Source organism: Streptomyces sp. NPDC096205 (assembly GCF_044763135.1).
Lineage (GTDB): Bacteria > Actinomycetota > Actinomycetes > Streptomycetales > Streptomycetaceae > Streptomyces.
The window spans coordinates 283,341-310,158 of the sequence record NZ_JBIWFS010000002.1; the positions used below are offsets into that span (position 1 = coordinate 283,341).

Annotated in this window: 22 protein-coding genes and 1 pseudogene; 11 read left to right on the plus strand and 12 right to left on the minus strand. The window is 71.5% G+C overall.

Translation table 11 applies throughout. From position 1 onward, the window contains the following. Positions 1 to 18: 18 nt before the first annotated feature. The 5 genes from ACIQ6Y_RS07700 to ACIQ6Y_RS07720 all read right to left on the minus strand — a co-directional run bounded on the left by ACIQ6Y_RS07700 (position 19) and on the right by ACIQ6Y_RS07720 (position 6,765). Positions 19 to 1,440 carry a lysine N(6)-hydroxylase/L-ornithine N(5)-oxygenase family protein gene (locus ACIQ6Y_RS07700; RefSeq protein WP_404034219.1) on the minus strand — a complete coding sequence of 474 codons (1,422 nt, stop codon included), beginning with the start codon at positions 1,438 to 1,440 and terminating at the stop codon, positions 19 to 21. After that, positions 1,437 to 2,849, minus strand: coding sequence for a pyridoxal phosphate-dependent decarboxylase family protein (locus ACIQ6Y_RS07705; RefSeq protein WP_404034221.1), 1,413 nt, complete (start codon positions 2,847 to 2,849; stop codon positions 1,437 to 1,439). Before ACIQ6Y_RS07705 ends, ACIQ6Y_RS07700 begins: the two co-directional genes overlap by 4 nt. Before the next feature lie 330 nt (positions 2,850 to 3,179). Continuing rightward, positions 3,180 to 5,675: an aminopeptidase N gene (pepN, locus tag ACIQ6Y_RS07710; RefSeq protein WP_404034223.1), complete on the minus strand. Its 2,496-nt coding sequence runs from the start codon at positions 5,673 to 5,675 to the stop codon at positions 3,180 to 3,182. A 193-nt stretch (positions 5,676 to 5,868) separates the two neighbouring features. Beyond that, positions 5,869 to 6,372, minus strand: coding sequence for a two-component system response regulator (locus tag ACIQ6Y_RS07715; RefSeq protein ID WP_404034225.1), 504 nt, complete (start codon positions 6,370 to 6,372; stop codon positions 5,869 to 5,871). Between the two features lie 42 nt (positions 6,373 to 6,414). Continuing rightward, on the minus strand, positions 6,415 to 6,765 hold the full coding sequence (locus ACIQ6Y_RS07720) for a chorismate mutase (RefSeq protein ID WP_404034227.1): 351 nt from the start codon (positions 6,763 to 6,765) through the stop codon (positions 6,415 to 6,417). A 345-nt stretch (positions 6,766 to 7,110) separates the two neighbouring features. Between ACIQ6Y_RS07720 and ACIQ6Y_RS07725 the strand changes: the two genes are divergently transcribed. Then, complete coding sequence (locus ACIQ6Y_RS07725) at positions 7,111 to 8,022, plus strand: hypothetical protein (protein WP_404034229.1); 912 nt, start codon at positions 7,111 to 7,113, stop codon at positions 8,020 to 8,022. Positions 8,023 to 8,031: 9 nt separating this feature from the next. On the opposite strand, the gene ACIQ6Y_RS07730 is transcribed toward ACIQ6Y_RS07725, so the two are convergent. Next, the gene (locus ACIQ6Y_RS07730; protein ID WP_404034231.1) at positions 8,032 to 10,446 is read right to left on the minus strand and encodes a polysaccharide lyase 8 family protein; all 2,415 of its coding nucleotides are present in this window, start codon (positions 10,444 to 10,446) and stop codon (positions 8,032 to 8,034) included. A gap of 221 nt (positions 10,447 to 10,667) precedes the next feature. Here ACIQ6Y_RS07730 and ACIQ6Y_RS07735 point away from each other — a divergent pair, with 221 nt between their 5' ends. The 6 genes from ACIQ6Y_RS07735 (at position 10,668) to ACIQ6Y_RS07760 (ending at position 18,338) form a co-directional block, all read left to right on the plus strand. After that, the gene (locus ACIQ6Y_RS07735; RefSeq protein WP_404034233.1) at positions 10,668 to 11,732 is read left to right on the plus strand and encodes a substrate-binding domain-containing protein; all 1,065 of its coding nucleotides are present in this window, start codon (positions 10,668 to 10,670) and stop codon (positions 11,730 to 11,732) included. Between the two features lie 54 nt (positions 11,733 to 11,786). Continuing rightward, a complete protein-coding gene (locus ACIQ6Y_RS07740) occupies positions 11,787 to 13,562 on the plus strand; it encodes a beta-galactosidase (RefSeq protein ID WP_404034235.1) in 1,776 nt (591 codons plus the stop codon). A gap of 177 nt (positions 13,563 to 13,739) precedes the next feature. Continuing rightward, positions 13,740 to 15,050 carry an ABC transporter substrate-binding protein gene (locus ACIQ6Y_RS07745; protein ID WP_404034237.1) on the plus strand — a complete coding sequence of 437 codons (1,311 nt, stop codon included), beginning with the start codon at positions 13,740 to 13,742 and terminating at the stop codon, positions 15,048 to 15,050. Between the two features lie 371 nt (positions 15,051 to 15,421). Beyond that, a complete protein-coding gene (locus ACIQ6Y_RS07750) occupies positions 15,422 to 16,399 on the plus strand; it encodes a carbohydrate ABC transporter permease (protein WP_404034239.1) in 978 nt (325 codons plus the stop codon). A 2-nt stretch (positions 16,400 to 16,401) separates the two neighbouring features. Then, positions 16,402 to 17,319 (plus strand): carbohydrate ABC transporter permease, encoded by a 918-nt coding sequence (locus ACIQ6Y_RS07755; protein ID WP_404034241.1) that lies wholly within the window; start codon positions 16,402 to 16,404, stop codon positions 17,317 to 17,319. Positions 17,320 to 17,357: 38 nt separating this feature from the next. Then, positions 17,358 to 18,338 (plus strand): hydroxyacid dehydrogenase, encoded by a 981-nt coding sequence (locus ACIQ6Y_RS07760; protein WP_404036331.1) that lies wholly within the window; start codon positions 17,358 to 17,360, stop codon positions 18,336 to 18,338. Positions 18,339 to 18,383: 45 nt separating this feature from the next. On the opposite strand, the gene ACIQ6Y_RS07765 is transcribed toward ACIQ6Y_RS07760, so the two are convergent. Both ACIQ6Y_RS07765 and ACIQ6Y_RS07770 read right to left on the minus strand, forming a co-directional pair. Continuing rightward, positions 18,384 to 19,331 carry an SDR family oxidoreductase gene (locus ACIQ6Y_RS07765; protein WP_404034243.1) on the minus strand — a complete coding sequence of 316 codons (948 nt, stop codon included), beginning with the start codon at positions 19,329 to 19,331 and terminating at the stop codon, positions 18,384 to 18,386. Further along, positions 19,328 to 20,080, minus strand: a complete 753-nt coding sequence (locus tag ACIQ6Y_RS07770; RefSeq protein ID WP_404034245.1) for an SDR family oxidoreductase — start codon at positions 20,078 to 20,080, stop codon at positions 19,328 to 19,330. Before ACIQ6Y_RS07770 ends, ACIQ6Y_RS07765 begins: the two co-directional genes overlap by 4 nt. Positions 20,081 to 20,180: 100 nt before the next feature. Between ACIQ6Y_RS07770 and ACIQ6Y_RS07775 the strand changes: the two are divergent. The 4 genes and pseudogenes from ACIQ6Y_RS07775 to ACIQ6Y_RS07790 all read left to right on the plus strand — a co-directional run. Beyond that, positions 20,181 to 20,915 (plus strand): annotated as a pseudogene (locus ACIQ6Y_RS07775) (enoyl-CoA hydratase family protein); the annotation flags it as partial. A gap of 269 nt (positions 20,916 to 21,184) precedes the next feature. After that, positions 21,185 to 22,000, plus strand: a complete 816-nt coding sequence (locus tag ACIQ6Y_RS07780; protein WP_404034247.1) for a CoA transferase subunit A — start codon at positions 21,185 to 21,187, stop codon at positions 21,998 to 22,000. Next, complete coding sequence (locus ACIQ6Y_RS07785; RefSeq protein WP_404034249.1) at positions 21,997 to 22,725, plus strand: CoA-transferase subunit beta; 729 nt, start codon at positions 21,997 to 21,999, stop codon at positions 22,723 to 22,725. The genes ACIQ6Y_RS07780 and ACIQ6Y_RS07785 overlap by 4 nt, the downstream gene beginning before the upstream one ends. A gap of 11 nt (positions 22,726 to 22,736) precedes the next feature. Then, complete coding sequence (locus tag ACIQ6Y_RS07790; RefSeq protein WP_404036334.1) at positions 22,737 to 23,816, plus strand: NAD(P)H-dependent flavin oxidoreductase; 1,080 nt, start codon at positions 22,737 to 22,739, stop codon at positions 23,814 to 23,816. On the opposite strand, the gene ACIQ6Y_RS07795 is transcribed toward ACIQ6Y_RS07790, so the two are convergent. From ACIQ6Y_RS07795 to ACIQ6Y_RS07810, 4 genes are all read right to left on the minus strand, one after another. Further along, positions 23,803 to 23,973 carry a hypothetical protein gene (locus ACIQ6Y_RS07795; protein ID WP_404034251.1) on the minus strand — a complete coding sequence of 57 codons (171 nt, stop codon included), beginning with the start codon at positions 23,971 to 23,973 and terminating at the stop codon, positions 23,803 to 23,805. The two genes, ACIQ6Y_RS07790 and ACIQ6Y_RS07795, sit on opposite strands and share 14 nt — an antisense overlap. Positions 23,974 to 24,152: 179 nt before the next feature. Continuing rightward, positions 24,153 to 25,310: an acetyl-CoA C-acetyltransferase gene (locus ACIQ6Y_RS07800; RefSeq protein WP_404034253.1), complete on the minus strand. Its 1,158-nt coding sequence runs from the start codon at positions 25,308 to 25,310 to the stop codon at positions 24,153 to 24,155. A gap of 41 nt (positions 25,311 to 25,351) precedes the next feature. Beyond that, positions 25,352 to 25,999, minus strand: a complete 648-nt coding sequence (locus ACIQ6Y_RS07805; RefSeq protein ID WP_404034255.1) for a TetR/AcrR family transcriptional regulator — start codon at positions 25,997 to 25,999, stop codon at positions 25,352 to 25,354. Between the two features lie 4 nt (positions 26,000 to 26,003). Continuing rightward, on the minus strand, positions 26,004 to 26,792 hold the full coding sequence (locus ACIQ6Y_RS07810; protein WP_404034257.1) for an SDR family oxidoreductase: 789 nt from the start codon (positions 26,790 to 26,792) through the stop codon (positions 26,004 to 26,006). Between the last annotated feature and the right edge of the window lie 26 nt (positions 26,793 to 26,818).

The window sequence follows — 26,818 nt, forward strand, 5'->3', positions numbered from 1 at the left end:
TTTTCTGAGCGAACGGCCTCAGATTCCGTCCGCGAGGGGGATGAGTTCCCTCGGTTGTCGTGCGGGCGGGATCTGGGGCTGTCGTTGTTCCAGGCCGAAGGTGGTGAAGGCGGTGCGGGTGGGCAGCGGGTAGGGCTCTTTGCCGGTGAGGGTGTTGAGGATGTCGGCGCTGCGCCAGGCGGTGAGGCCGAGGTCGGGTGCTCCGACACCGTGGGTGTGGCGTTCGGCGTTCTGGACGTAGATGGTGCAGCCGGCGCCGCTGACGGAGGGGTCGGTGACGAGGCGGAAGTGTTCGTCGATTCGCGGGCGTTCGCTGCTGTCGCGGCGCAGGTAGGGGTCGAGGGCGGCGAGGAGGCGGCCGAGGGGACGTTCGCGGTAGCCGGTGGCGAGGACGACGGCGTCGGTGGTGAGGCGGCTGCGGGTGCCCTGCTGCAGGTGTTCGAGATGGAGTTCGACCTTGGTGGTGGCGATGCGTCCGGCGGTACGGACGTGGACTCCGGGGGTGAGCACGGTGTCGGGCCAGCCGCCGTGCAGGCTGCGGCGGTAGAGCTCGTCGTGGATGGCCGCGATGGTGTCGGCGTCGATGGCCTTGTGGAGCTGCCACTGTGAGGCGACGAGTTTGTCGCGGACCGGTTCGGCGAGGGCGTGGAAGTAGCGCGTGTAGTCGGGTGTGAAGTGTTCCAGGCCGAGCTTGGAGTACTCCATGGGGGCGAAGGCCGGGGTGCGGCCGAGCCAGTGGAGGCCTTCGTGGCCGGGCGGGCGGTGGCGGAGCAGGTCGAGGAAGATCTCGGCGCCGGACTGTCCGGAGCCGATGACGGTGACGTGGTCGGCCTTGAGCAGGCCATCGCGGTGGTCGCGGTAGTGGGCGGCGTGCAGGACGGGGACACCGGGGGCGTCGACGAGGGGCTTGAGCGGCTCCGGGACGTAGGGCTCGGTGCCGATGCCGAGGACGATGTTCCTGGTGGTGGTGCGGCCGAGGGCCTCGGCTTCGCCGTCGGCGTCGAGTTGGGTGTAGTCGACCTCGAAAACATCGCGTTCGGGGTTGAAGCGGACGGCGTCGACTTGGTGGTGGAAGTGGAGGCCGGGGAGGTTCTCGGCGACCCAGCGACAGTAGGCGTCGTACTCGGCGCGCTGGATGTGGAAGCGCTCGGCGAAGTAGAAGGGGAAGAGCCGCTCGCGGGTCTTGAGGTAGTTGAGGAAGGTCCAAGGGCTGGCGGGGTCGGCGAGGGTGACCAGGTCGGCGAGGAAGGGCACCTGGATGGTGGCGCCGTCGATGAGCAGGCCGGAGTGCCAGTCGAAGGCGGGGCGCTGTTCGTAGAACACTGCGTCGAGTTCGGCGAGCGGGTGGGCGAGCGCGGCCAGGGAGAGGTTGGCCGGGCCGATGCCGATGCCGACGAGGTCGCGGGGGGTGTCGCCGTCGGGGTGTGGGGGGCGGTTCATGGGGCGGTGTGTCCTTCCACGAGCTTGAGCAGTGCGGCCAGGTCGTCGGACCGGGTGTGGGGGTTGAGCAGGGTGGCCTTGAGCCAGAGGCGGCCGTCCTGGCGGGCCCGGCCGAGGACGGCGCGGCCGTCGGTGAGCAGCCGTCGGCGTACGGCGGCGACGGTGTCGTCGGTGGCTGTGCCGTCGGTGGCTGTGTCGTCGCGGGCTGTGTCGTCGCGGGCGGGCACGGGCCTGAAGAGGACGGTGCTGAGCGTGGGCCGGTCGTACAGCTCGAAGCCGGGGTGCGCGGTGATCAGGTCGGCGAACTCTTCTGCTCGTTCGCACACGGCGTCGACGAGCGCGCCCAGTCCGGTGCGGCCGAGCGTCTTGAGGGTGACCGCGATCTTGAGGATGTCGGGGCGGCGGGTGGTGCGCAGGGAGCGGCCGAGGAGGTCGGGCAGGCCTGCCGCGGTGTCGTCGTCGGCGTTGAGGTAGTCGGCGCGCTGGTGCAGGGCGGTGAGGTCCTGGGTGTCGCGTACGGCGATCAGTCCGGCGGCGACCGGCTGCCAGCCGAGTTTGTGCAGGTCGAGGGTGACGGTGTGGGCGGCGTCGAGGCCGTGGAGAAGGTGGCGGCGGCGGTCGCTGAACAGCAGCGGTCCGCCGTATGCGGCGTCGATGTGCAGACGGGCGCCGTGGGCGCGGCAGAGGGTGGCGATCTCGTCCAGGGGGTCGATGAGGCCTGCGTCGGTAGTGCCGGCGGTGGCGGCGACGAGGCAAGGTCCGGTGAGGCCCGCTAGGACGGCGGCGAGTTCGGCGAGGTCGACGGTGCCCGCGGGTGCGGGGACGACGATCGGTTCGGGCAGACCGAGCAGCCACGCCGCGCGCATGAGCGAATGATGTGCGTTCGCTCCGCAGATGAGCCGGGTGCTGCCGCCGTGTGCCTCGCGGGCGAGGAGCAGGGCGAGGTGGTTGGCCTCGGTGCCGCCGGTGGTGACCAGGGCGTCGCTGCCTCGGCCCGGGAACACCTGATCGGCGAGTGCGCGGGTGACGAGCGTTTCGAGCTCGGAGGCGGCCGGGGCCTGGTCCCAGGAGTCGAGTGAGGGGTTGAGGGCGCTAGCGGCGAGGTCGGCGGCGGTGGCGACGGCGAGTGGTGGGCAGTGCAGGTGGGCCGCGCACAGCGGTTCGGCGGGGTCGGCGGCCCCTTCGGCGAGGGCCTGGACGACCGTGCGCAGGGCGTTCGGATCCCCGTCGTCGGGCAGGACGTTCCCGACAGCGGTGCGCAGGCGTGCGGCGATCGCGTGGGGGCCGCCGGCGGGCAGCGGTCCGCCACGCGCGCGGCGGCCGGTGTCGAGCGCGTCGAGGACGGTGTCGAGCAACGGCCGCAGGGCGTCGGTTCCTTGGGGGCCTGAGGCGAGGGGTGGCGTGCTCATAGCCGGGCTTCCTCCACGGGCGCGATGCGGGGGGATTCCCAGCTTGTACGGGGATGGTGCGGCGCGTCCGGAAAGCCCGACGATCGGAACCCGAAAGGGGGTACTTCCGTGCGAGGAAGGCGCGTCGGGTGTAAGGCGAGGTGACGGAGGTCGGGGCGCGCGGGTGGGGTGGCGTCGGGTGGCGGGCCGAGGTCCGTCGGGCTCGGCCCGCCACCGTCGTACGGCAGTTGGGGCAGTTGCGGCAGGCAGTGCCGGTGTCGCTGGTGCTGCCGCTGCTGCCGGTGTCGTTGAGCGGGTACGCCTGTTACCCCTGTACGCCTGTCACGGCGGTCATGCCTCGCCGCGTACCCGCAGCGCGCGGGCGAGGTCGTCGAGCTGGTCGACCAGCTTGCGGCGCAGGGCGGGGATGGGTTCGGCGTCCTTCAGGCACTGTTCGCCCAGGCGCAGTGTCTCGGTGTCGACGGCGTGCGTGGGGAAGGCCCAGCGGCCGGCGGCGTCGGCGATGGCGGGCCCGCGGCGTTCGGCGAGGGCGACGGCGTCCTGGTAGTAGCGGGGGACGTAATCGCTTACGAGGTCGGTCTGTTCGGGCTGCCAGAAGCCCTGGGCGGTGGCGGTGAACAGGTAGTTGGACAGGTCGTCGCGGCTGAACATGGCCTCCCAGGCGCGGGCCTTGGCCTCGGCGTCGGGCAGGGCGGCGCGGCAGCGGGCGGCGCCTTCCTGACCGGTGGCACTGGGGTCGCGTGCGAGTTCGGCGGCGATGGCGTCCTCGTCGGTGGCGCCGAGGACGGCGAGACGCTCCAGGACGCGCCAGCGCAGCTCGGGGTCGAGTTCGGGTCCGCCGGGCACGGTGCCCTCGGCGAGCCAGGCCGCGATGGTGTCGGGCTGGGCGGCGACGTCGATGAAGTGGCGTACGGCGATCAGGCGCAGGCCGGGGTGGTCGCCGTCCTCGGTGCGGCGGATGAGGTCGCGGCACAGGGCGCTGAGGGTGGACTGGGCGACGGGGCGGGCGTCGGCGGTGAGGTAGCGGTCGGTGATCTGGGTGGTGGCGAAGCCGAGGACGCCCTGGACGAGGGCGAGGTCGGTCTCGTGCGGGAGGTGGGCGCGAGCGGTGTCGAGGTAGGCGGCGGGCGGCAGTTCGCCGTCGCGTACGGCGTCCCTGAGGGCGTTCCAGACGACCGCGCGGGTGAGGGGTTCGGGCAGGCCGGACAGGCCGGAGCGCAGGGTGTCGAACGACTCGGGGTCGAAGCGGACCTTGGCGTAGGTGAGGTCGCCGTCGTTGAGCAGGAGCAGGGCGGGGCGCTTGCCGATGGGCAGGGCGGTGGTGTGGGGGATGTCGAGGTCGAGGCGTTCGCGCAGGGCGAGGCGGCCGTTGTCGGTGAGGTCACGGTCGTAGAGGCCGACGGTGATGTGGTGGGGGCGGCTGCCGGCGCGGTCGACGGTGAGGGTGCAGGTGCCGTGTTCGCCGGGGGTGATGCGGGGGGTGAGCTTGTCGACGCCGGTGGTGCGCAGCCAGGCGTCGGCCCAGGCGTGGACGTCGCGGTCGGTGGCGGCGGCGAGGGAGTCGATGAAGTCGGCGAGGGTGGCGTTGGCGAACTTGTGGCGGGTGAAGTGGCGGTTGATGCCGGTGAGGAAGTCCTTCTCGCCGAGCCAGGCCACCAGTTGCCGGAGGGCGGAGGCGCCCTTGGCGTAGGAGATGCCGTCGAAGTTGAGCAGCGCGGAGGCGGTGTCGTCGACGGCTTCGGGGGCGACGGGGTGGGTGGAAGGCCGCTGGTCGGCGTCGTAGCCCCAGCCCTTGCGGACGACACCGAAGTCGGTCCAGGTGTCGGTGAAGCGGGTGGCCTCGGTGAGGGTCTGGTAGCCCATGTACTCGGCGAAGGACTCGTTCAGCCAGATGTCGTCCCACCACTTGAGGGTGACGAGGTCGCCGAACCACATGTGGGCCATCTCGTGGGCGATGACCATGGCGCGGGTCTGGCGTTCGGCGTCGGTGACGGCCGAGCGGTAGACGAACTCGTCGCGGAAGGTGACGAGGCCGGGGTTCTCCATGGCGCCGGCGTTGAACTCCGGGACGAACGCCTGGTCGTAGGAGTCGAACGGGTACGGCTCGTCGAACTTCTCGTGGTAGCGGTCGAAGCACGCGCGCGTGACGTCGAGGATCTCCTCGGCGTCGGCGTCCAGGTAGGGCGCGAGGGAGCGGCGGCAGTGCAGGGCGAAGGGCAGTCCGCGGTGCTCGGTGCGCACCGAGTGCCAGGGACCGGCGGCGACGGCGACGAGGTAGGTGGAGATCAACGGCGTCGGGGCGGCCTGCCAGCGGCCGTCGCCGAGGTGTTCGGTGACGGTGTTGGCGAGGACGGACCACTCCTCGGGTGCCTTGACGGTCAGTTCGAAGACCGCTTTGAGGTCGGGCTGATCGAACGCGGCGAAAACGCGCTGCACGTCGTCCATGAACAGCTGGGTGTAGAGGTACGTCTCGCCGTCGGTGGGGTCGGTGAAGCGGTGCATGCCCTCGCCGGTGCGCGAGTAGCGCATGGCGGTGTCGATGCGCAGTTCGTGTTCGCCTGGGGTGAGGTTCTTCAGCGGCAGCCGGTTGCCGTCGAGGCTCTCCGGGTCGAGGGGCTGTCCGTCGAGGGTGGCGGAGCGCAGTCGGTCCGGCTTGAGCTCGACGAAGGTGTCCGTACGGTCCTGGCCTTCGCGCACGGTGAAGCGGATGTGAGTGCGGGAGTCGAAGGTGTCGCCGCCGGTCGTGAGGTCGAGGTCGACGTGGTAGCGGTGGACGTCGAGGAGCTGGGCACGGGTCTGCGCTTCGTCGCGCGTGAGAACGGACATGGACGACATGCTGCCTGATGCCCGTGGCAGCGCACAGGGGCGGTTCGGTTCGTGAGCGGTCCGTGACGCGCCGTGCGGACGCCGGGTGTGCTCCGCTGTGGACGTCGGCTGTGCTCCGGTGGTTCGTATGTGTTCGTTGTGCGTTCGCCGCGTTCGTTAGGTCGCGCCACTCCATATACGCACTTCGGCCGGTCTACGTTCGGTCCTGTGCGGGTGCGCTGCGGGGTTCGCGCTGTTGGGGCACGCGGGCGGGCGCTGCGGTGGTGGCGGTCCGGGCACGCAGGTCGCGCAGCTGTTGCTGGAGGGCGACGTGGCGCTGGTGGGCGTCGTAGAGGTAGCGCACCTTGGTGCGCAGGGACCAGGGGTCGACGGGTTTGGTGATCAGGTCGGCGACCCCGAGTCCGTACGCGGCGGCGGCCAGCTCCTGGTCGGGCCCGAAACCGGTGAGCAGGACGACGGGGATGTGCTGGGTCAGTTCCAGGCGGCGCATGTAGCGGACGACCTCCAGGCCGCCGGGCCCGGGCATGCCCACGTCGAGGAGGACCAGGCCGGCCCGGCCGCGCAGCAGCTCTTTGAGGGCTTCGTCGCCGCTGGTGGCGCGGGTGAGCCGGCGACCGAGGGGGGCAAGGGCGCTCTCGAGTGCGTACAGCGTGTCGGCGTGGTCGCCGACGATGAGGATCCTGGCATCCGACGCCATGGCCGGACCTCCCTCTCGCTGGGACGGCCGGGGTGAGCCGGGTCAGCGCCCCGTGGGTGCCTGGCCGTTGACGGTGTCCTCGGCGATGCTCTCGTGGTGGCGGATGACCTCCGCGATGATGAAGTTCAGGAACTTCTCCGCGAAGGCCGGGTCCAGCTTGGCGTTCTCGGCGAGCGTGCGCAGCCTTGCGATCTGGCGTGCCTCGCGGGCCGGGTCGGCGGGCGGCAGCTGGTGGACGGCCTTGAGGTGACCGACCTGCTGGGTGCACTTGAAGCGCTCGGCGAGCATGTGGACGACGGCCGCGTCGATGTTGTCGATGCTGTCGCGCAGCCGTGCGAGCTCCTCGCGCACGGCGGGGTCGACGTCACCGGTTCCGGTGTTGCTGGTGGTCATGAGCGTCCACCCTACGTGGCGAGCGGGGGTCGGATCACCGGCGCACAGGGCGGGGCGGGGGCCGCTGGCCGAATCGGGCATCTGCAGGGCGCGCGGTCACCGCGGGCGGCGGGGCTCCGGGGTGGCGAGCCGGCGGGCTGTGGCCGGATCCTGCGGGGCGCCCGTGGACAGGCGCACGGGCGGGCGCGTACGCGCGGGGCCCGCCCTGTGCGGCGGGGGCCTCGGTCCGGGCGCGGCGGGCTCGGGGCGGAGCGCTGCGAGCGGCAGCACGCAACCTGACCGGACAAAGTCCGTTCTTCTCCTCGTAGAGTGGACATCGGGTTCAGGCGTCTTGGGGGTGCGGGCGTGGCGAACGGCGGACCGGTCGAGCACGGCTACCCACATCTGGAGACGGTGCGGGCAGCCGTCACCGCGCTGTACCGCAGGCTGTCGTACGACACGGTGCGGACGTTCGACGCGAGCGTGGCTCCGGCCGATGTGGCGTTCTGCGACACGGACGATCTGTATCTGGGCACCCAGCGGGTGGCACATGAGCTCGTACGGCACTTTCGGCTGCCGGATGCTCGAATGATCGTGAGTTTCCGCGAGATGACTCATGCGGCCAATGTCGAACTGACCGCCGGGCCGGAGTACTTCGTGGAGCTGAACGATCGTTTCCGTACGCATCGCCGGGACATCGGCGCCGCGCTCGCGCACGAGATCATGCATGTCTATCTGCACAGGCTCGATCTTTCGTTCGCCGGGACGCGCGACAACGAGATCCTCACGGACACCGCGACCACCTACCTGGGCGCGGGCTGGCTGCTGCTGGACGCCTACCGGGAGGACGGGGCGTCGTCGCAGAAACTGGGGTATCTGACGCCGGAGGAGTTCGGGTACGTCCTGGCCAAGCGGTCGCTGGTGTTCGGTGAGGATCCTTCGACGTGGTTCACCAGTGCGCAGGCGTACTCGGCGTACGGGAAGGGCATGGCGCGGGCCCGGCAGGACGAGCAGCAGCCTCCGCTGACGGCGGCGGGCTGGACGGGCCGGCGGCGGTACGCGCGCGATAGGCGGCACGCCCAGGAGCGGCGGCCGGGCCGTGAGCCCGCGCCGGCCGCCGCGCCGGATGTGCCGTACGCCTTCACTCCGCAGGAGCCGGGTCCGCTGCGGGTGTCCTTCCCGTGTCCTACGTGTCATCAGCGGATCAGGGTTCCGGTGCGAGGGCGGGTGAAGGCGCGATGCGGGCTGTGTCGGACACTGCTGGAGTGCGACACCTAGGGCCCGGGGTCAGGCGAGGGTGACCACCGCCTTGTGCACGGCGCCGAGGGTGCCGGGGGTGATCCGCAGGGTCAGGACGGAGCCGGTCGACAGCACCTGGACGGTGGAGTCCTTGGAGGTCACCGCGGACACGGGGCGGTTCCAGGTGAGGTCGATGCCGGCGCCGTCGCGCAGGGGTCCGGAGACGCAGATGGTGGCGGTGCCGCCGCTCTCCCGCACCATGACGCTCGCCGGTGCGGTGACCGTGATGTCTCCGACCGTTCCTGCGAGCCAGAAGTTGGCGCCCGTGTAGCCGAGGGCGGGGACGCGGATGCCCTGCTGGTCGTTGGCGTTGGCCAGGACGGTGATCCGGCCGGTGTCGGCGGCGCGGGCCGCGGTCTGCGCGCTGGTGGCGCCGGGCAGGATGGCGTAGGCGTAGTCGGCCCAGGTGGGGTCGGTGCCGTGGTCGAGCCAGAGGGTGAGGTAGCGGCGGGTGACGGGGGTGGTGGTACCGCCGGTGTTGATGTCCGACCAGGCTCCGGTACGGGCCTCGCGTACGGCCTTGACGGTGGCGCCGCCGAGGAGGACGTAGCCGCCGAAGCCCGCGAGGTGGGCCCAGCGGGCGCCGGTGAGGGTGGCGGTCCAGCCGAGGGTGGCGGGCTGGGCGGTGCCGTCGACGGTGAGGGCGTGGGTGCCGTTCGCGCCGAGGTTGCGGTTGTCGATGATCGTCTCGACGCCGGTGCCGTCGCGGCCGTGGATGCCGGCGCCGAGGCAGACGACCGTGTCGTCGAGGAAGAACCAGGACTTCTTGGCCAGCAGGGTGGAGGACAGGCCCTTGAGGTACTGGCCGACGGCGGCGTACGTGCCGTCGGTGGCGCCGCCGACCCAGCGCACATCGGGCCGCGGGGCGCCCCAGGCGCCGCCCTCGCCGTCGGTGAGGGTCTTGCGGGAGACGGTGGTGCCGGGCAGGCGCAGGGGGTCGACGGTGGGCCAGAAGCAGTCGCTGTACTGGCCGTTTCCGTAGGTGTCGCCCCACCAGTAGAGCATTCCCGAACCGCTGTGCCAGCCGCGGAGGTTCTCGCCGTTGCCGTTCTCGTAGTGAGTGATGCGCTGGGACGCCATGGAGACGGCGGCGGCCCAGCCGGGCCTGCGGTGGACGGCCCGGTCCATGGCGGGGAAGAGGCGGTGGCCGGTGGGCTCGGCGGTGGCGGTGACCGTCGAGTCGGCGATGCTCTTGAGGCGGGCGAGGTGGGCGACGCCGAGGGCGTCGGAGGCGAGGACGGGCCGGTAGTAGTCGCGGGCGATCCAGCCCTTGATCATTCCCTCCCACCGTGTTCGTTCGGCGGCGGAGGCGCTCTGGGCGAGCAGGGCGATGCAGGCGATGATCGAATGACCGCGCAGATGGTCGTCCTGGAGGATCGCGCGTGTATCGGTCTTCTGCACTCCGCGGCTGATCGCCCGGCCGGAGACGTCGTCCATGGCGAGGCCGTTGAACAGGAAGGGCGCATACGCCTTTTCGACCGAGTCGAGGATGATCTGCCGGTCGGGATCGGTGACTTCCCAGGCCGAGTTCTTCAGCAGGACGAACAGCAGGGAGAGTCCGCCGAGCATGACCGCGCCGTAGGTGCCTGCGTAGGGGACGTAGGTGTGCTGGATGAAGCTGCCGTCGGCGTGGAGGCCGTCACCCGTGGTGACGTACGGGAAGACGGGGCTGAGGGCGTCCCTCGCGAGGGTGATCTTGGCGGAGGTCTTTCCGATGACGCCGCGCAGGGCGAGGACACGGCACAGGTCGACGCGGTTGGCGCCGGTGGAGGTGCCCGTGTAGCTGGCGACCGCGCTGTCGGGGACGAAGTGGTCGACGGCGGCGGTCCAGTTCGCGATGCGGGTGGCGCCGAGGTGGTCGTAGAGGTGGGTGCTGATGTCCAGCAGCGCCTGGGGGATGCCGATCTGCCAGTTGTACCAGTTGCCGTAGCGGGTCTGGCCTGCGTTGTAGGCCTCGTCGTGGAGGTGGTCGAGGCCGGTGAGGAGGTCGCTGAGCAGGCCCGCGTCGGCGGTGAGGCCGGTGCCGGGTTGGGCGTAGGCCTCGGCGAGGGTGCGCAGCCGGTTGTAGCTGGTGCCGAGGTTGCCGGAGTAGGTGTAGGACTCGCTGTCGGTGTCGGGTTCGGGGTCGGCGTAGACCAGGTCGGGCCACAGGGAGCCGGGGGCGGGGTTCATCGTGGCGCGCAGGTCGGCCGCGGTGGCGCCGAGGGCGGCGAGTCTGCTGCGGTAGGGCTCGGCGGTGGGGTCGTAGCCGGTGCCGAGGAGGAGGTCACGCCACTTCAGGCGCAGGGTGTCGTAGGCGTCGGCGGCGTGGGCGGCGCCCGCGGCCGTCAGGGGCAGGGGGGTCAGGGCGACGGTGGCGAGGGCCGCGCGCAGGAGCGTGCGGCGGGGCAGGAAGGAGGGCATGCGCAAGTACCTCCGAAGAGGGATGGGGGTGCGTCGTCGGGCCCGATTCCGCGCTAGGGTGAGCGGTTTCTAACACAACCGCACACAGTGCGGCAATGAAGTGAGCATTCCGCGCTCGGATTGATTGTTCGAGCATAAACGTTCACATTCGATCAGACGGGCGCTAGACTCCAGGTCAGCCAGCCCGGACGACGACCGACGACGAGGGGAGCCCGGTCAACGTGCACGCCGAAGAAAGGCATCAGGAGATCCTCCACAGGGTGCGCGAGCGGGGATCGATCAGAGTCACCGACGTGGCCGCGGAGCTGAACGTCTCCCCCATCACTGTCCGCCGCGACGTGGAGTCACTCGCCGAGCGTGGCCTGGTCACCCGGGTGCACGGCGGCGCGGTCCTGCCGGAGGACCGGACGGGGCAGCCCGGCGCGGCGGAACGCCTCGCGCCGCGGGGCGGCGGGCGCGACTTCGTCGTGGGCCTGATCGTCCCGGCCGCCGACTACTACTACCCCGAGGTCATCAAGGGCGCCCGCGAGGCCGCGGCCGAGCGCGGCATCCGGCTGGTGCTGGGCATCTCGCAGTACAGCCCCGAGGAGGAGCGCGCCCAGGCCCGGCAGATGCTCGCCGACGGCATCGACGGACTGCTGATCACCCCGTGCGGCCCGGCGGGCGCCCGCGACTGGCCGGCGACCGAACTCGAGGTGCCGTACGTCCTGGTCGAGCGGCGCCCCGACCACGACACCGGCGCCGAGCGCGTGGTCACCGACCATGCCCACGGCGCCCGCATCGCCGTCCGCCACCTGTGCGACACCGACCGGGTGCTGGTCGGGCTGCTGCTGCGCGAGGACAGCCCGCACAGCGCGCTCGTCCTGGAGGGCTACCGCGCGGGGCTCGCCGACGCCGAGCTCCCGGTCAACGACAACGCCCTGTTCCGGTTGCCGCCGCCGGGCGGTGACGCGGCCGAACGCGAGCGGGTGCTGGCCGAGTTCACCGACGCGGTCGCGGGCGGGCGGCTGGAGGCGGCGGTCGTGCACAACGACCATGACGCCATCGTCGTGCTCCAGCGGCTGCGTTCGCGCGGCATCCAGGTGCCCGAGGACATGGCGATCGTGGCGTACGACGACGAGGTCGCCGCGCTGGCCGACGTGCCTCTGACCGCGGTCGCGCCGCCCAAGCACGCGGTGGGCGCGGCGGCCGTGGAACTGCTCGCCCAGCGCCTCGCCGACCCCGCGCGGCCCCGGCACCGCATCGAGATCCTTCCCGAGCTGCACGTACGCGCATCCAGCGCCTGACGCCTAGCGGCAGCTTTTCCTCACCACCCTGGCTCCCCGACTGGAGAGACCCTCATGTTCGAGATATCAACCGAGGGTTTCTCCCTCGGCGGCCGTCCGCTGCGCCTGCTCTCGGGCGCCCTGCACTACTTCCGGGTGCTGCCCGAGCAGTGGCCGCACCGGCTGCGGCAACTGCGAGCCATGGGCCTGAACACGGTCGAGACGTATGTGCCGTGGAATCTGCACGAGCCGCGCCCAGGCGTGTTCGACTTCACCGGGATCGCCGATCTCGATCGTTTTCTGCACGAATCGCGGGAGGCGGGCCTGCACGCGATCGTTCGTCCATCGCCGTACATCTGTGCGGAGTGGGACAACGGCGGACTGCCGTGGTGGCTGCTCGCCGACCCCCAGGTGCGGGCGCTGCGCTGCTCGGATCCCGCCTATGTGGCACACGTGGACCGCTGGTACGACCGGCTCGTGCCGCTGCTGGCCGAACACCAGGTCACCCGCGGCGGAAACGTGCTGATGGTGCAGGTGGAGAACGAATACGGCTCCTTCGGCTGCGACACGGCCCATCTGGAGCATCTGGCCGTTTCGCTGCGTTCGCACGGGATCGACGTGCCTTTGTTCACCTCGGACGGACCCGACGACTTCTTCCTGACCGGCGGCACGCTGCCGGACACCCTGGCGACCGTGAACTTCGGCAGCAGGGCCACGGAGGCGTTCGCCTCGCTCGCGCGGCTGCGGCCCAAGGATCCGGCGATGTGCATGGAGTTCTGGTGCGGCTGGTTCGACCACTGGGGCACCGAGCACGTCGTACGCGATCCACGGGACGCCGCGGACACACTCGCGGAGATCCTCAGCTCGGGAGCGTCGGTGAACATCTACATGGCGCACGGCGGAACGAACTTCTCCACCTGGGCGGGCGCCAACACCGAGGACCCGGCGACCGGCGAGCGTTACCTGCCGACGGTCACCTCCTACGACTACGACGCCCCGATCGACGAGCGCGGCGCGGCGACGGAGAAGTTCCGGGCGTTCCGTGAAGTGCTGGCCGCCTACGCGGACCGACCGCTGCCCGAGCCGGAGCCGGCCGCGCCCCTGCTTCCGCCCGCACGGGTCGAACTCGGCGAGTCACTGCAGCTGTTCGACGTACTGGACGCCCTGGCCGGTCCGGAGCGTGCGGCCCCGCAGCCGCCGTCCTTCGAGGAACTGGGCATCGGGCAGGGCCTGGCACTGTACGAGGCACGCGTCCCCGGGCCCCGTGTCCCGTACCCGCTGTCGGTGCAGGGCCTGGCCGACCGGGCCCATGTCTACCTCGACGGCGCCTTCGCGGGCGTCCTGGAGCGGGACGCGGCCGAGGTGATCGCGGACGTGGCAGTGCCGCAGGCGGGGGTGCGGCTGGAGCTGCTGGTGGAGTCCATGGGCCGGGTCAACTACGGGACGGCACTGGGCGAGAGCAAGGGCGTCCGGCGGGTGCTGCACACGCAGCAGCAGGTGCACGGCTGGCGGGCGCGCGCCGTGGAGCTCGGGCACGGCACGCCCGAGCGGCTCGACTGGGGGCGCTCGGGTGGGACGGATCGGGGACCGGTGTTCCTGCGCGGCCACCTGGAGGTGACCGAGCCGGCGGACGCGTATCTGGCGCTGCCCGGCGGCGGCAAGGGCTACGTGTGGGTCAACGGCTTCTGCCTGGGCCGGTACTGGGAGTCGCGCGGGCCGCAGCGCACGCTGTATCTGCCGTGGCCGCTGCTGAGGGCGGGGCGCAACGAGGTCGTGGTCCTGGAGCTGGACGCCGACGCGGGGACGGTTCCGGCGGCAGTGGAGATCCGCGAGATGCCGGACCTGGGCTGAGGGGTGTGTTCGTTTCTCCGAGCCGGCCAGGGGAAACGAACAGCAACCGAACAATTATTGATCGATCAGATCAATTTCCCTGTTTGATTGTTCGTTTCTATTGACTCTGATCGGACCTGCGCGAAAGATGTGCGTCATTCGCCCCCGCTGATCGGTCTTCCGTTTGGAGTCACCGTCATGAAGCCGTCCTCCCCCGCGCTCGCCGCAGCGCTCGCCTGTCTCGCCGTCCTCGCCACCGCCTGCGGTGGCTCCGACGACACCCAGGCGGGCACCGGCACCGCCGACAAGCCGGTCGAGATCACGTACTGGTCGTGGATGCCCGGCACCAAGGACATGACCGCCGAGTTCAATCGCACACACCCGAACATCAAGGTGACGTTCGCCGAGATCCCGGCCGGGCTGAACGGCGGTTACGACAAACTCGCCAAGGCGGTCAAGGCGGGCAACGCCCCGGACGTCGTGAACATCGAGTACCAGGCGCTGCCGGACCTCGTGACGCAGGGCCTGCTGCGGGACTCCTCCGCCGAGTTCGCGGGCCCCATCGAAAAGTACGCCCCCGCCTCGGTCCGCGGCCTGGTCACCCTCGGCGGCAAGACCTGGGCAGCCCCGTACGACGTGGGTCCGCAGACCCTTTACTACCGCAAGGACCTCTTCGCGCGGTACGGCGTCGAGGTGCCCACCACCTGGGCCGAGTTCGAGGCCGCCGCGCGCAAGGTGAAGACGGCGTCCAAGGGCGAGGCCCGCATCCTCGACTTCTGGGGCGACGACACCGCCACCTGGGCCGGGCTCGCCCAGCAGGCCGGTGCCCGCTGGTACGGCTCCTCCGGTGACGCCTGGACGGTGAACATCGCCGACCCGGCCACCAAGAAGGTCGCCGACTACTGGAAGGACCTGGTCCAGGACGACCTGGTGCTCAACCACAAGGCGTGGAGCCCGGAGTCCACCAAGGCCGTGACCGACTCCAAGGCCATCGCCCTGATCGGCGCCTCGTGGAGCGCCGGCGGCATCAAGACCACGTACCCGAAGCAGGCCGGCAAGTGGGCCGAGGCGCCGCTGCCGAACTGGGGCACGCCCGCCACCGGCGCCGTCGGCGGCTCCTCCTTCGCGCTGAGCAAGGACACGAAGAAGGCCGCGGCGGCAGCGGAGTTCGCCCTCTGGGCCACCACGGACAAGGCCGCCGTCAAGGCCCGTCTCGCGGCCGGCACCTCCAGCGGTCTGCCCGCCGCCGAGGACCTGCGCGCCACCGCGAAGCAGTCCTTCGACGCCTCCTTCTTCGGCGGCCAGGACATCTACGCCGTCGCGGGCGCCGAGGTGCCGAAGATCGCCGAGGGCTGGGTGTGGAGCCCGGTCCACAACTCCACGACGCTCACCCTGCAGACCGAGTTCGGCAAGGTGAACAAGAGCGGTGACTTCTGGGCGGCGTTCCAGGCCGGTCAGCGCGCGGCCGAGAAGGCGATCACGGACCGCGGGCTGAAGCTCGCGGAGTGACCGTCCGGCGGGGGCGCGTGCAGCGCATCCTGCGCGGGAGTGCGCGCACCTCCTCACACGGCGGGAACGGACGCACCTCGTCCCGCGCAGGACGTGCGCATGGAGTGCATCGCGCCGGCACGGACGGCTCTCTGGAAGGGCGCGTCCTCCGAAAGGGCGCGCCCCGGCCCCTCAAGGAGTCCATGCCTCGCCTACGGAGCAGCGCGCGCCACCCCTCAGGTGGCGCCCGCCGGTCCCCTCCGTCGACCGTCTCCGCTTCGCCGCCCCCACCTCCTCCCGCCGCGAGGGCGCGCGCACGTCACGCTCGCGCCCTTCCCGAGCGCCCGGTTCCGCCCGCACAGGGCCGGGCGCGGCCCCTAGGAGTCCCACTCATGGCATCCACACAGGCCCCGACATCGCCACGGCCCGTTCGGGCGGCACGCCGGCCCGTCTCGGCAAAGCCCGGGCCGGCCGCGCAGCGCCTCACGAGGGCGCGGCGTACCGCTCCTGCTCTCTTCCTCGCCCCGTTCCTGTTGCTGTTCCTCGCCACGCTTGTGGCGCCGATCGGCTACGCGGTCTGGATGAGCCTGTTCCGTGAGCAGGCCACCTCCGGACTGGGCTTCGGCGGCACGGAGACTTTGTTCGTCGGCGGCGACAACTATCTGCGCGCCCTGGACGACCCCGGTTTCCGGCGCGGCTTCGCGCACATCGCGCTGTACTGCGCGATCTACATCCCGGTGATGGTGGGCGGCGCGCTGACGCTGGCCCTGTTGCTGGACTCGGCGCTCGCACGGGCCAAACGGTTCTTCCAGCTGGCGTACTTCCTGCCGCACGCGGTGCCCGGTCTGATCGCGGCGATGGTGTGGGGGTTCCTCTACACACCGGGACTCAGCCCCGTGATCGATTTCCTGTCCGTGTTCGGATCGGACTGGGATCTGCTCGGACCTGATGCTGTGATCTTCTCGATGGCCAATGCCGCCACCTGGCAGTGGCTCGGCTACAACATGGTGATCTTCTACGCGGCGCTGCAGGCCGTGCCGCGCGAGACGCTGGAGGCCGCCGTCATGGACGGCGCAGGTGCCCTGCGCACGGCGTGGTCGGTGAAGGTGCCGATGATCCGTTCCTCGGTGGTGCTGACCGTGTTGTTCACGGCAGTCGGTTCGATCCAGTTGTTCAACGAACCCGAGGTACTGCGTACGCGCGCGTCCTCCATCTCCCCGGAGTGGAGCCCGGTGATGTTCATCTACCAGGCCGCATTCACCGAGCACGACTACGGCCTCGCCTCGGCGGCCTCGCTCCTGCTGGCGGTGCTCGGCGCCGCGCTGTCGTTCGTCATCACCCGTCTGGGCAACCGCTGGAAGGAGGCGTGAGCATGGCCGTCGACACCGCCCCCAGGGCGACCCGTACGACCGCGCGCGCGGCAGAACAGGCGGGGCACGCGCGCCGTCGCCGTACGTCCGGCTGGTCCTCGCGGGTCGCCGTCAACACGCTGCTCGCCGTGGTCGCCGTCTACACGCTGATGCCGCTGAGCTGGCTGCTGGTGAACGCCGCAAAGGACAACGGCGATCTGTTCGGCCGGCCCGGATTCCGGCTCGGCGAGTTCAACCTGTTCACGAACATCGCCGATCTCTTCGCGTACCAGGACGGCATCTTCGGCCGCTGGCTCGTCAACAGCCTGCTGTACTCCGGCGTCGGGGCGCTCGCCTCCACGCTGGTGTCTCTGCTGGCGGGCTACGCCTTCGCCACGTACGACTTCGCGGGCAAGGAGAAGCTGTACGGTCTGGTCCTGCTGGGCATCCTGGTGCCGCACACCGTCATCTCGCTGCCGATGTATCTGCTGGCCTCGGAGGCGGGGGTGGTGAACACCTACTGGGCGGTGCTGATCCCTGGCCTGGTCAACCCTTTCGGCGTGTATCTTGCGCGGGTGTTCTGCGAGGCGTACGTACCTGGAGAGACGCTGGAGGCGGCTCGTATGGACGGGGCCGGTGAATTGCGCGTTTTCCGATCAGTCGCGCTTCCGATGCTCTCTCCCGCGTTCGTCACCATCTTTTTGTTCACCTTCACGGGCAGTTGGAACAATTTCTTCCTGCCGCTCGTCATGCTCAATGACTCGTCCCTGTACCCGGTCGGCCTCGGCCTGTTCGGCTGGAACGCGATCCTGCCGCAGGAACCGCAGCTGTACGCGCTCGTCATCACGGGCTCGCTGCTGAGCGTCGTGCCGCTCGCCGTCGCCTTCCTCTCGCTGCAGCGCCATTGGCGCTCCGGCCTGACCGCGGGAGCCGTCAAGTGACCTCTCCGTCCGTCCGCCGTCCGCGCACCGTCCTCGCCATGGACGCCTCCGTCCGTGAGGCTTTGTTCGACGCCGCCGCGCTCGAACGCCTCGTCGCTGTCGCCGACACCGACCCCTCCTTGGTCGTGCGGGACTTCACCGACCCTGCGGCGGCCGAGGCGCTGGCCGATGCCGAGGCGCTGCTGACCGGCTGGGGCTGTCCGCCGCTGACGGCCGAGGCGCTCGCGCGTATGCCGAGGCTGCGGACGGTCGTGCACGCGGCCGGCTCGGTCAAGCACCACATCACGGCCGCCTGCTGGGAGCGGGGGCTGACGGTCGCCTCGGCGGCCGGGGCGAACGCGCTGCCGGTGGCCGAGTACACGGTGGCCGCGATCCTCTTCTCCGGCAAGCGGGTGCTGCACTCCGCGCGCGTGTACCGCGAGAAGCGCTCCTGGGTGAGCCCGATCGATGTGATCGGCTCGGGCGGCAACCATCAGCGGACCGTGGGTGTCGTGGGGGCTTCGCGGATCGGCCGCCGGGTCATCGAGCTGCTGCGGCCGTACGACCTGCATGTACTCCTCCACGACCCGTACGTCGATGACGAGCAGGCGGCGGAGATGGGCGTGCGGGCCGTGTCCCTGGACGCTCTCGCGCGTTCCAGCGACATCGTGACCATTCACGCGCCCGAACTCCCCGAGACCCGGCACCTGTTCGATCGCGCACGGCTCGCTCTGCTGCCGGACGGGGCCACGCTGATCAACACCTCGCGCGGCTCTCTCGTCGACACGGCCGCCCTGACCGAGGAGTTGCTCACCGGCCGTCTGAACGCGGTCCTCGACGTCACCGACCCGGAGGTGCTCCCCGCCTCCTCCCCGCTCTACGACCTGCCGAACGTGCTGCTCACGCCGCATGTCGCCGGCTCCCTCGGCAACGAGCTGGGGCGGATGGCTCACGCCGCTCTGGACGAACTGGAGCGCTACGCGCGCGCGGTGCCGTACGCGGACCCGGTCCGGGCGGAGGACCTGACGCGTTCGGCGTGAGCGCGACAACAGGACGTGCGAGCCCACCGACGGGGACACGCCCGGCTAGGGCTGGGCACCGTACACCGGCATCGGCGTTTCCGCCGCCGCCAGCAGTTCGCGGGCCCGTTCCCCCGCTTCCGCCGGTGTCCACCGTGCCGCCTTGTCGGCGGTGGGGCCGGGCCGCCATCCCTCCATGACCGTGATCCGCCCGCCCTCGGTCTCGAACACGCGCCCGGTCACGCCGTCGCTGCCGGCCGAGCCGAGCCAGACGACCAGCGGGGAGACGTTCTCGGGGGCCATGGCGTCGAAGCCGGAGGGAGGTGCCGTCATTGTTGCGGCGAACGTACGTTCCGTCATGCGGGTCCGGGCGGCGGGCGCGATGGCGTTGACCTGGATGCCGTACCGGCCCAGCTCGGCCGCCGCGACCAGGGTGAGGGCGATGATGCCGGCCTTCGCGGCGCTGTAGTTGCCCTGCCCGACCGACCCGGCCAGCCCGGCGCCACTCGAGGTGTTGACGATCCGGGCGACGGGTGTGCGCCCGGCCTTCGCCTGCGCCCGCCAGTGTGCGGCCGCGTGCTTCAGTGGCAGGAAGTGGCCCTTGAGATGGACGCGTAGAACAGCGTCCCAGTCGCTCTCGTCCAGGTTGACCAGCATCCGGTCGCGCAGGAAGCCCGCGTTGTTGACGAGCGTGTCGAGGCGGCCGTACGTCTCCAGGGTGGTGCGGACGAGGGAGGCGGCGCCCTCGCTCGTGGCGATGTCCCCGGTGTGCGCGACGGCCTCGCCGCCGGCGGCCCGGATCTCGGCAGCGACCTGCTCGGCCGGGTTGCCGAAGGCAGAGGCATCGTCCGACGCGCGGCCCGCGGTGCCGTCCGGCGTGCCGTCGAGGCGGACGCCGAGGTCGTTGACGACCACCCGCGCGCCCTCGGCGGCGAACGCGAGGGCGTGGGACCGGCCGAGTCCGCGGCCGGCGCCGGTGATCGCGACGACCCGGTCCGCGCAGATTCCGCTCATGTCGCTTCTCCTTTGTGGGCGGTCGCCGCGTCCAGGAATGCCGGCCGTTCGCCGCCGCCGTGCACGTGCAGCGAGGCGCCGGTGATGTACGCGGCGGCCGGGGAGGCGAGGAACACGGCCGCCGCGCCGACGTCGGCGGGTTCGGCGAGGCGGCCGAGGGGGACGGTGCGGGCGACGGCGGCGGCACCCGCCTCGTCGCCGTAGTGCAGGTGGGACTGCTCGGTGCGGACCATGCCGACGACGAGGGTGTTGACGCGGATGTTCGGGGCCCACTCCACGGCCATCGAGCGGGCGAGGTTGTCCAGGCCGGCCTTGGCAGCGCCGTAGGCGGCCGAGCCGGGTGAGGGACGAGTTCCGCTGACGCTGCCGATCATCACGATCGAGCCGTGGGCCCGCCGCAGGTGGTGGTACGCCGCGAGAGAGGCCGTCAGCGGTGCGACGAGGTTCAGCTCGACGACCCGGGCGTGCCGCTCGGGCGTCGCGTCGGTCAGCAGCCGGTAGGGGGTTCCGCCGGCGTTGTTGACGAGGACGTCGAGGCGGGGCAGCGCCGCGAAGAAGGCGTGCACGGCAGGGAGGTCACGCAGGTCGAGCGGTATGAACTCGGCTCCGGGAAGCGGCACTTCGGGGGCGCTGCGGGCGCACACCACCACCTCGGCTCCGGCCTCGGTGAACGCTCTCGCGATCCCGGCCCCGACACCCCTGGTCCCGCCGGTGACGACGACGGTCCGGCCGCGCAGCGAGTTATCCACAGGCTCTCCCGCTTGTCGGTGGCGACTGCTAGCTTCGAAGCGTCACACCTAACAAATGTTTGGTGGAAAGGCGTCGAGTGCGAAGGTAGCTGATGAGCCCATGGGTGTCTCCACCTCGTCCCCGGAAAAGGGGATTTCGGTCGTCACGGTCGACCGTCCGCCGGTGAACGCGCTGGCGGTGGCCGACTGGTTCGCCCTGGCCGACGCGGTGCGCGCGGCGGGCCGGGACCCCGAGGTCCGCTGCGTGGTGCTCGCGGCCGAGGGCCGGGGGTTCAACGCGGGCGTGGACATCAAGGAGATACAGGCCGAGGGCGACAGGGCGCTGATCGGTGCCAACTCCGGCTGCGCCGACGCCTTCGCCGCGGTGTACGAGTGCGAGGTCCCGGTCGTGGCGGCGGTGCAGGGGTTCTGCCTGGGGGGCGGCATCGGTCTGGTGGGCAACGCGGACGCGATCGTGGCGAGCGAGGACGCCGTGTTCGGACTGCCGGAGCTGGACCGCGGCGCGCTCGGCGCGGCCACGCATCTGGCCCGGCTGGTCCCGCGGCATCTGATGCGGACGCTCTACTACACCTCGCGCACGGTCGGCGCGGCCGAGCTGCACGCGCACGGCTCGGTGTGGCAGGTGGTGCCGCGCGGCGAACTGCGGGCCGCCGCCCTCGGTCTCGCGCGGGAGATCGCCGCGAAGGACGGCCTGCTGCTGCGGCTGGCCAAGGCGGCGATCAACGGCATCGACCCGGTGGACGTACGCCGCAGCTATCGGTTCGAGCAGGGCTTCACCTTCGAGGCGGCCCTGAGCGGAGTGGCCGACCGGGTGCGCGACGGCTTCGGGGCGGAGAAGGGCTCCTCCGGGGTGAAGAAGGCGGCCTTAGGGGCGGGAAGGGGCACCTCCGGCACGGACAAGGCGGACTTCGGCCCGCAGCAGGGCTCCTCTGGGGCATACAAGTCGGCCTCCGGCGCGGAGAAGGCCACCTCCGGCACGGGGAACGCAGCCGTCGGCCGGGAGAAGGGCACCTCCGGCACGGAGAACGCGGCCTTCGGCCCGGAGAAGGGCGCCTTCGGTGCGGAGCAGGACAGCGTCGGCGCGGAGAAGGAGGGGGCATAAGAGTGCGCGACAAGACGATGACGGCCGACGAGGTCGTCTCCCGACTGGCCGACGGCATGACCCTCGGCATCGGCGGCTGGGGCTCACGCCGCAAACCGATGGCGCTGGTGAGAGCGCTGCTCCGGTCCGAGATCACCGATCTCACGATCGTCTCCTACGGCGGCCCGGACGTCGGCATGCTGGCAGCCGCGGGACGCGTCCGCCGACTGGTCGCCCCCTTCGTCACGCTGGACTCGATCCCGCTCGAACCGCACTACCGGGCGGCCCGCGAGCGCGGCGCCCTGGAGCTGACGGAGATCGACGAGGCGATGTTCCTGTGGGGCCTGCGCGCGGCGGCGAACCGGCTGCCGTTCCTGCCGGTGCGGGCCGGGCTCGGCTCGGACGTGATGCGGGTCAACCCCGGCCTGCGGACGGTGACCTCGCCGTACGAGGACGGGGAGACGTTCGTCGCCATGCCCGCCCTGCGACTGGACGCGGCCCTGGTGCACGTCAACCGGGCCGACCGCAGGGGCAACGGCCAGTACCTCGGTCCGGACCCGTATTTCGACGACCTGTTCTGCGAGGCGGCGGACGCGGCGTACGTGTCGTGCGAGCGGCTCGTGGACACGGCGGAGCTGACGAAGGAGGCCGCGCCGCAGACGTTGCTGATCGGACGGCACACGGTCACCGGTGTGGTCGAGGCCCCGAACGGCGCGCACTTCACCTCCTGCGCCCCGGACTACGGACGGGACGAGGCCGCCCAGCGGGAGTACGCCGGCACGCCCTGGCCGGAGTTCGCGGAGCGCTTCCTCGCCGGGGACGAGGAGCGGGCCTCATGACCGCCACCCGTGCCGAGTACTGCGTGGTCGCCTGCGCCGAGGTCTGGCGCGATGCCGGGGAGGTCCTCGCGAGCCCGATGGGGGTGATTCCCTCGCTCGGTGCGCGGCTGGCCCGCCACACGTTCGCGCCCGATCTGCTGCTGACGGACGGCGAGGCGCTGCTCGTCGACGCCGACGGCACGGTGGAGGGCTGGCTGCCCTACCGCGCGCACCTCACGCTGGTGACCGGTGGCCGGCGGCACGTGATGATGGGCGCGAGCCAGCTCGACCGCCACGGCAACCAGAACATCTCCTGCATCGGCGACTGGGCGAGACCCGCGCGCCAGCTCCTAGGAGTGCGCGGCGCGCCGGTGAACACGCTGAACAACAGGACGAGTTACTGGGTGCCCCGGCATACACGGCGGGTGTTCGTGGAGCGCGTGGACATGGTGTGCGGAGTGGGCTACGACCGGGCGGCGGGGATACCGGACTCGGCCCGCTACCACCGGCTCGGGCGGGTCGTCACCGACCTCGGCGTCCTCGACTTCGCCACGCCCGACCGCTCGATGCGGCTGGCCTCGCTGCATCCGGGCGTGACGGTGGAGGAGGTGCAGGAGGCGACGGGCTTCGCGCTCGCGGTCGCGGACGGAGTGCCGCCGACCCGGGAGCCGACCGCCACCGAACTGCGCCTGATCCGTGAGGTGCTCGATCCGGCGAACACCCGGGCGAGGGAGGTCGACCGGTGATGGAGACCGCGCTGAACACCGAATTGACCCGGCTGGTCGGGGTGCGCCACCCCATCGTGCAGACCGGCATGGGCTGGGTGGCGGGCCCGCGCCTGGTCTCGGCGACGGCGAACGCAGGCGCGCTGGGCATCCTGGCCTCCGCCACCATGACCGTCGACGGGCTGCGCGAGGCGATACGCGAGGTGAAGTCCCGCACGGACGCGCCCTTCGGGGTCAACCTCCGCGCGGACGCGGCCGACGCGGGCGACCGGGTCCGGCTGATCCTCGACGAGGGCGTGCGGGTGGCGTCCTTCGCCCTCGCGCCCTCGCCCGAGCTGGTCGCCGCGCTGAAGGAGGCCGGGGTGGTGGTGATCCCGACCGTCGGGGCGCGGCGGCATGCCGAGAAGGTCGCGGCCTGGGGTGCGGACGCGGTGATCGTGCAGGGCGCCGAGGGCGGCGGGCACACCGGTGAGGTGGCGACGACGGTGCTGCTGCCGCAGGTGGTCGACGCGGTGGACGTGCCGGTCGTGGCGGCGGGCGGCTTCTTCGACGGGCGGGGTCTGGCAGCGGCGCTGGCGTACGGGGCGGCGGGTGTGGCGATGGGCACGCGGTTCCTGCTGACCTCGGACTCGCCCGTGCCGGAGGTGGTGAAGGCACGCTACCTGGCGGCGTCGGTGCGGGACGTGACCGTCACCCGGGCGGTCGACGGTCTCCCGCACCGCATGCTCCGCTCGGACCTCGTCGCCGCCCTGGAGCACGCCGGTCGGGCGAGCGCGCTGGTCCGGGCCGTCCGCCACGCGGGCGCCTTCCGCCGGCTGTCCGGGCTGACGTGGCGCCGGATGGTCCAGGACGGGCGGGCGCTCAGACACGGCAGGGACCTGACCTGGAGCCAGGTGCTGCTCGCCGCGAACACGCCGATGCTGCTCAAGGCGTCGATGGTGGACGGGCGCACCGACACCGGGGTGATGGCAGCGGGGCAGGTGGCGGGGGTGATCGAGGACCTGCCGTCGTGCAAGGAGCTGGTGGAGAGGGTGATGACCGAGGCGGTGGAGATCATCGAGGGCCTGCCGGGAAGGGAGAGCGAGGTGCGGGACCGGGCTACGGGCGAGTGAACCCTCGGCCGCCGGTGCCCCGGGGGCGAGCCGCCGGGAACCCCTCGCCGCCGGTGCCGCCGCGGGCGATCCGCCGGGAACCCTTCGCCGCGCCGAGCTCGCCCGCGTCGGCGAGCAGTCGGGCCGCCTCGGCCCGCAGCGCGGCCGGGACACCCACCTCCCCCCCCCAGCACACCCCACCGCTCACCCGCCTGCTCTTCCAACGCACCCCACCGCACCCCACCGCACCCACGCGCTCCCCCGCCCCCGCCACTCGCCCACCCGCAATCGCCCCTCACCCCTCACCCCTCACCCCTCAGGCACACCCGCCCTAAGCCACCCCGCGCCGAAGCCCCCTCAAAGCCGCTCCACGATCGTCACATTCGCCTGTCCCCCGCCCTCGCACATCGTCTGGAGCCCGTAGCGCCCCCCGACCCGCTCCAGTTCGTGCAGCAGCGTGACCATCAGCTTGGCGCCGGTCGCGCCGAGGGGGTGGCCGAGGGCGATGGCGCCGCCGTTGACGTTGACCTTGGCGGGGTCGGCGCCGGTCTCCTTGAGCCAGGCGAGGACGACGGGCGCGAAGGCCTCGTTGATCTCGACGAGGTCGATGTCGTCGAGGGTGAGGCCGGTCTTCTTCAGGGCGTGGGCGGTGGCGGGTATGGGGGCGGTGAGCATGCGGATGGGGTCGTCGCCGCGCACGGAGAGGTGGTGCACACGGGCCCGCGGCCGCAGCCCGTGTCGCCGTACGGCCCGGTCGGAGGCGAGGAGCAGGGCGGCCGCACCGTCGGAGACCTGGGAGGAGCAGGCGGCCGTGACGGTGCCGCCGTCGAGGACGGGTTTCAGCGCGGCCATCTTCTCCAGGGAGGTGTCGCGGCGCGGGCCCTCGTCGGCGTCGACGGAGCCGTACGGCACGAGCTCGCGGTCGAAGCGGCCCTCGTCGAGGGCGTGCACGGCCCGCTGGTGGGAGCGCAGGGCGAACTCCTCCTGCTGACGCCGGCTGATGTTCCACTGGGCGGCGATCATCTCGGCGCCGACGAACTGGTTGACGGGCCGGTCGCCGTAGCGGGCGCGCCAGCCCTCACTGCCCGCGAAGGGGCCCTGGGTCAGGCCGAGCGGCTCGGCGGCCTGCCGGGTGGCGAAGGCGATGGGGATCATGGACATGTTCTGCACGCCACCGGCCACGACCAGGTCCTGGGTCCCGGACAGCACGGCCTGGGCCGCGAAGTGCAGGGCCTGCTGGGAGGAGCCGCACTGCCGGTCCACGGTCACGCCGGGCACCTCCTCGGGCAGCCCGGCCGCCAGCCAGCTGGTGCGGGCGATGTCCCCGGCCTGGGGCCCGACCGCGTCCAGACAGCCGAGGACGACGTCCTCGACGGCCGCCGGATCGACGCCCGAGCGCTCCATCAGCGCGCGCAGCGCATGGGCGCCGAGGTCGGCGGGATGGACGCCGGCGAGCCCTCCCCCGCGCCGTCCGACGGGCGTGCGGACCGCTTCGACGATGTAGGCCTCGGCCATGGCGACTCACGACTCCCTCACAGGAAAGGGCACCTCAACGGCTACTCACGTACGGCGATCCCGTCCAGCACCATCGACAGGTACTGCCGGGCGATCTCCTCCGGGCTGTGCTGTCCGCCGGGCCGGTACCAGGACGCGGCGACCCATACCGTGTCGCGCACGAAGCGGTAGGTGAGGCGGACGTCGAGGTCGGCCCGGAAGACCCGGGCGGCGACACCGCGTTCGAGCGTGGCGAGCCACGCCTTCTCGAACCGGCGCTGAGACTCGGCGAGGAACGCGAACCGTTCCTGCGCGACCAGTTGCTTGCTCTCCTTCTGGTAGATCGCGACGGCGGCGCGGTGCCGGTCGATCTCCCGGAAGGACTCGGTGACCAGGGCTTCGAGGGTCTCGCGCGGGCCCAGCTCGGCGCCCAGGACGGTGTCGTAGCCGTCCCACAGCTCGTCGAGGAAGGTGCGCAGGATCTCCTCCAGCATCGATTCCTTGGAGTCGAAGTGGTAGTAGAGGCTGCCCGCGAGCATGCCCGCGTGGTCCGCGATCTTCCGTACGGTGGTGGCGTTGTAGCCCTGCTCGGCGAAGACCTCGGCGGCGGTGTCGAGGAGTTCGCGGCGGCGGGCCTGAGCGGCGCCTGCCGCGGGCTTTGCGGCGGCTGCGCTCACCTGGGACTTCTTCTTGGTCGGCACGCTGTCCATTGTCCTAGGGGTGCTGACTGCTCACGGAGACGACCTCGCCCGTCAGGTACGAGGAGTAGCCCGAGGCCAGGAACACGATCACGTTGGCCACCTCCCACGGCTCGGCGTACCGCCCGTAGGCCTCCCGCGCGGTCAGGTCCGTCAGCAGTTCGGGGGTCGTCACCTTGGCGAGGTGCGGGTGCAGGGCGAGGCTCGGCGCCACGGCGTTGACGCGTACGCCGTACGCGGCGGCCTCGACGGCGGCGCACCGGGTCAGCGCCATGACGCCCGCCTTCGCCGCCGCGTAGTGCGCCTGGCCTGCCTGGGCGCGCCAGCCGAGGACGGAGGCGACGTTGACGATCACGCCCGAGCCGGTCTCGCGCATCGCGCGCAGGGCGGCGCGCGTGCAGCGGAAGGTGCCGTTCAGGGTCACGTCCAGCACCTTGGTCCACTGGTCGTCGGTCATGTCGACCAGGGCTGAAGTCCCGCCGAGCCCGGCGTTGTTGACGACGACGTCGAGCCGGCCGTGCTCCCGCAGGGCCGTCTCGAACAGCGCCCGCACCTCCGTCTCGTCGGTGACGTCGCAGGGCAGCGCGGCCACGGCGTCCGGGCCGAACTCCCCGGCCAGCTCGGCCGCGTGCTCCTTCAGCCGCCGTACATGGGCGTCGCTGATCAGTACGCGCGCGCCCTCCTCCAGGAGGCGGCGGGCGGTGGCTCCGCCGATGCCCGCGCCCGCGGCCGCCGTGACGACGGCGGTGCGGCCCTCCAGCAGCCCGTGCCCGGGGACGTACGCCGGACTCTCGACGTCTGTCATAGGGCCACGGTAACCTACCAAACACT

Excerpts from the sequence above, each read along its gene's own strand:
- ACIQ6Y_RS07705 (WP_404034221.1), bottom strand. The coding sequence starts at position 2,849 with ATGAGCACGCCACCCCTCGCCTCAGGCCCCCAAGGAACCGACGCCCTG.
- ACIQ6Y_RS07720 (WP_404034227.1), bottom strand. The coding sequence starts at position 6,765 with ATGACCACCAGCAACACCGGAACCGGTGACGTCGACCCCGCCGTGCGC.
- ACIQ6Y_RS07700 (WP_404034219.1), bottom strand. The coding sequence starts at position 1,440 with ATGAACCGCCCCCCACACCCCGACGGCGACACCCCCCGCGACCTCGTC.
- ACIQ6Y_RS07740 (WP_404034235.1), top strand. The coding sequence starts at position 11,787 with ATGTTCGAGATATCAACCGAGGGTTTCTCCCTCGGCGGCCGTCCGCTG.
- pepN (WP_404034223.1), bottom strand. The coding sequence starts at position 5,675 with ATGTCCGTTCTCACGCGCGACGAAGCGCAGACCCGTGCCCAGCTCCTC.
- ACIQ6Y_RS07785 (WP_404034249.1), top strand. The coding sequence starts at position 21,997 with ATGACCGCCACCCGTGCCGAGTACTGCGTGGTCGCCTGCGCCGAGGTC.
- ACIQ6Y_RS07730 (WP_404034231.1), bottom strand. The coding sequence starts at position 10,446 with ATGCCCTCCTTCCTGCCCCGCCGCACGCTCCTGCGCGCGGCCCTCGCC.
- ACIQ6Y_RS07750 (WP_404034239.1), top strand. The coding sequence starts at position 15,422 with ATGGCATCCACACAGGCCCCGACATCGCCACGGCCCGTTCGGGCGGCA.
- ACIQ6Y_RS07745 (WP_404034237.1), top strand. The coding sequence starts at position 13,740 with ATGAAGCCGTCCTCCCCCGCGCTCGCCGCAGCGCTCGCCTGTCTCGCC.
- ACIQ6Y_RS07800 (WP_404034253.1), bottom strand. The coding sequence starts at position 25,310 with ATGGCCGAGGCCTACATCGTCGAAGCGGTCCGCACGCCCGTCGGACGG.
- ACIQ6Y_RS07765 (WP_404034243.1), bottom strand. The coding sequence starts at position 19,331 with ATGAGCGGAATCTGCGCGGACCGGGTCGTCGCGATCACCGGCGCCGGC.
- ACIQ6Y_RS07715 (WP_404034225.1), bottom strand. The coding sequence starts at position 6,372 with ATGGCGTCGGATGCCAGGATCCTCATCGTCGGCGACCACGCCGACACG.
- ACIQ6Y_RS07760 (WP_404036331.1), top strand. The coding sequence starts at position 17,358 with ATGGACGCCTCCGTCCGTGAGGCTTTGTTCGACGCCGCCGCGCTCGAA.
- ACIQ6Y_RS07810 (WP_404034257.1), bottom strand. The coding sequence starts at position 26,792 with ATGACAGACGTCGAGAGTCCGGCGTACGTCCCCGGGCACGGGCTGCTG.
- ACIQ6Y_RS07805 (WP_404034255.1), bottom strand. The coding sequence starts at position 25,999 with ATGGACAGCGTGCCGACCAAGAAGAAGTCCCAGGTGAGCGCAGCCGCC.
- ACIQ6Y_RS07755 (WP_404034241.1), top strand. The coding sequence starts at position 16,402 with ATGGCCGTCGACACCGCCCCCAGGGCGACCCGTACGACCGCGCGCGCG.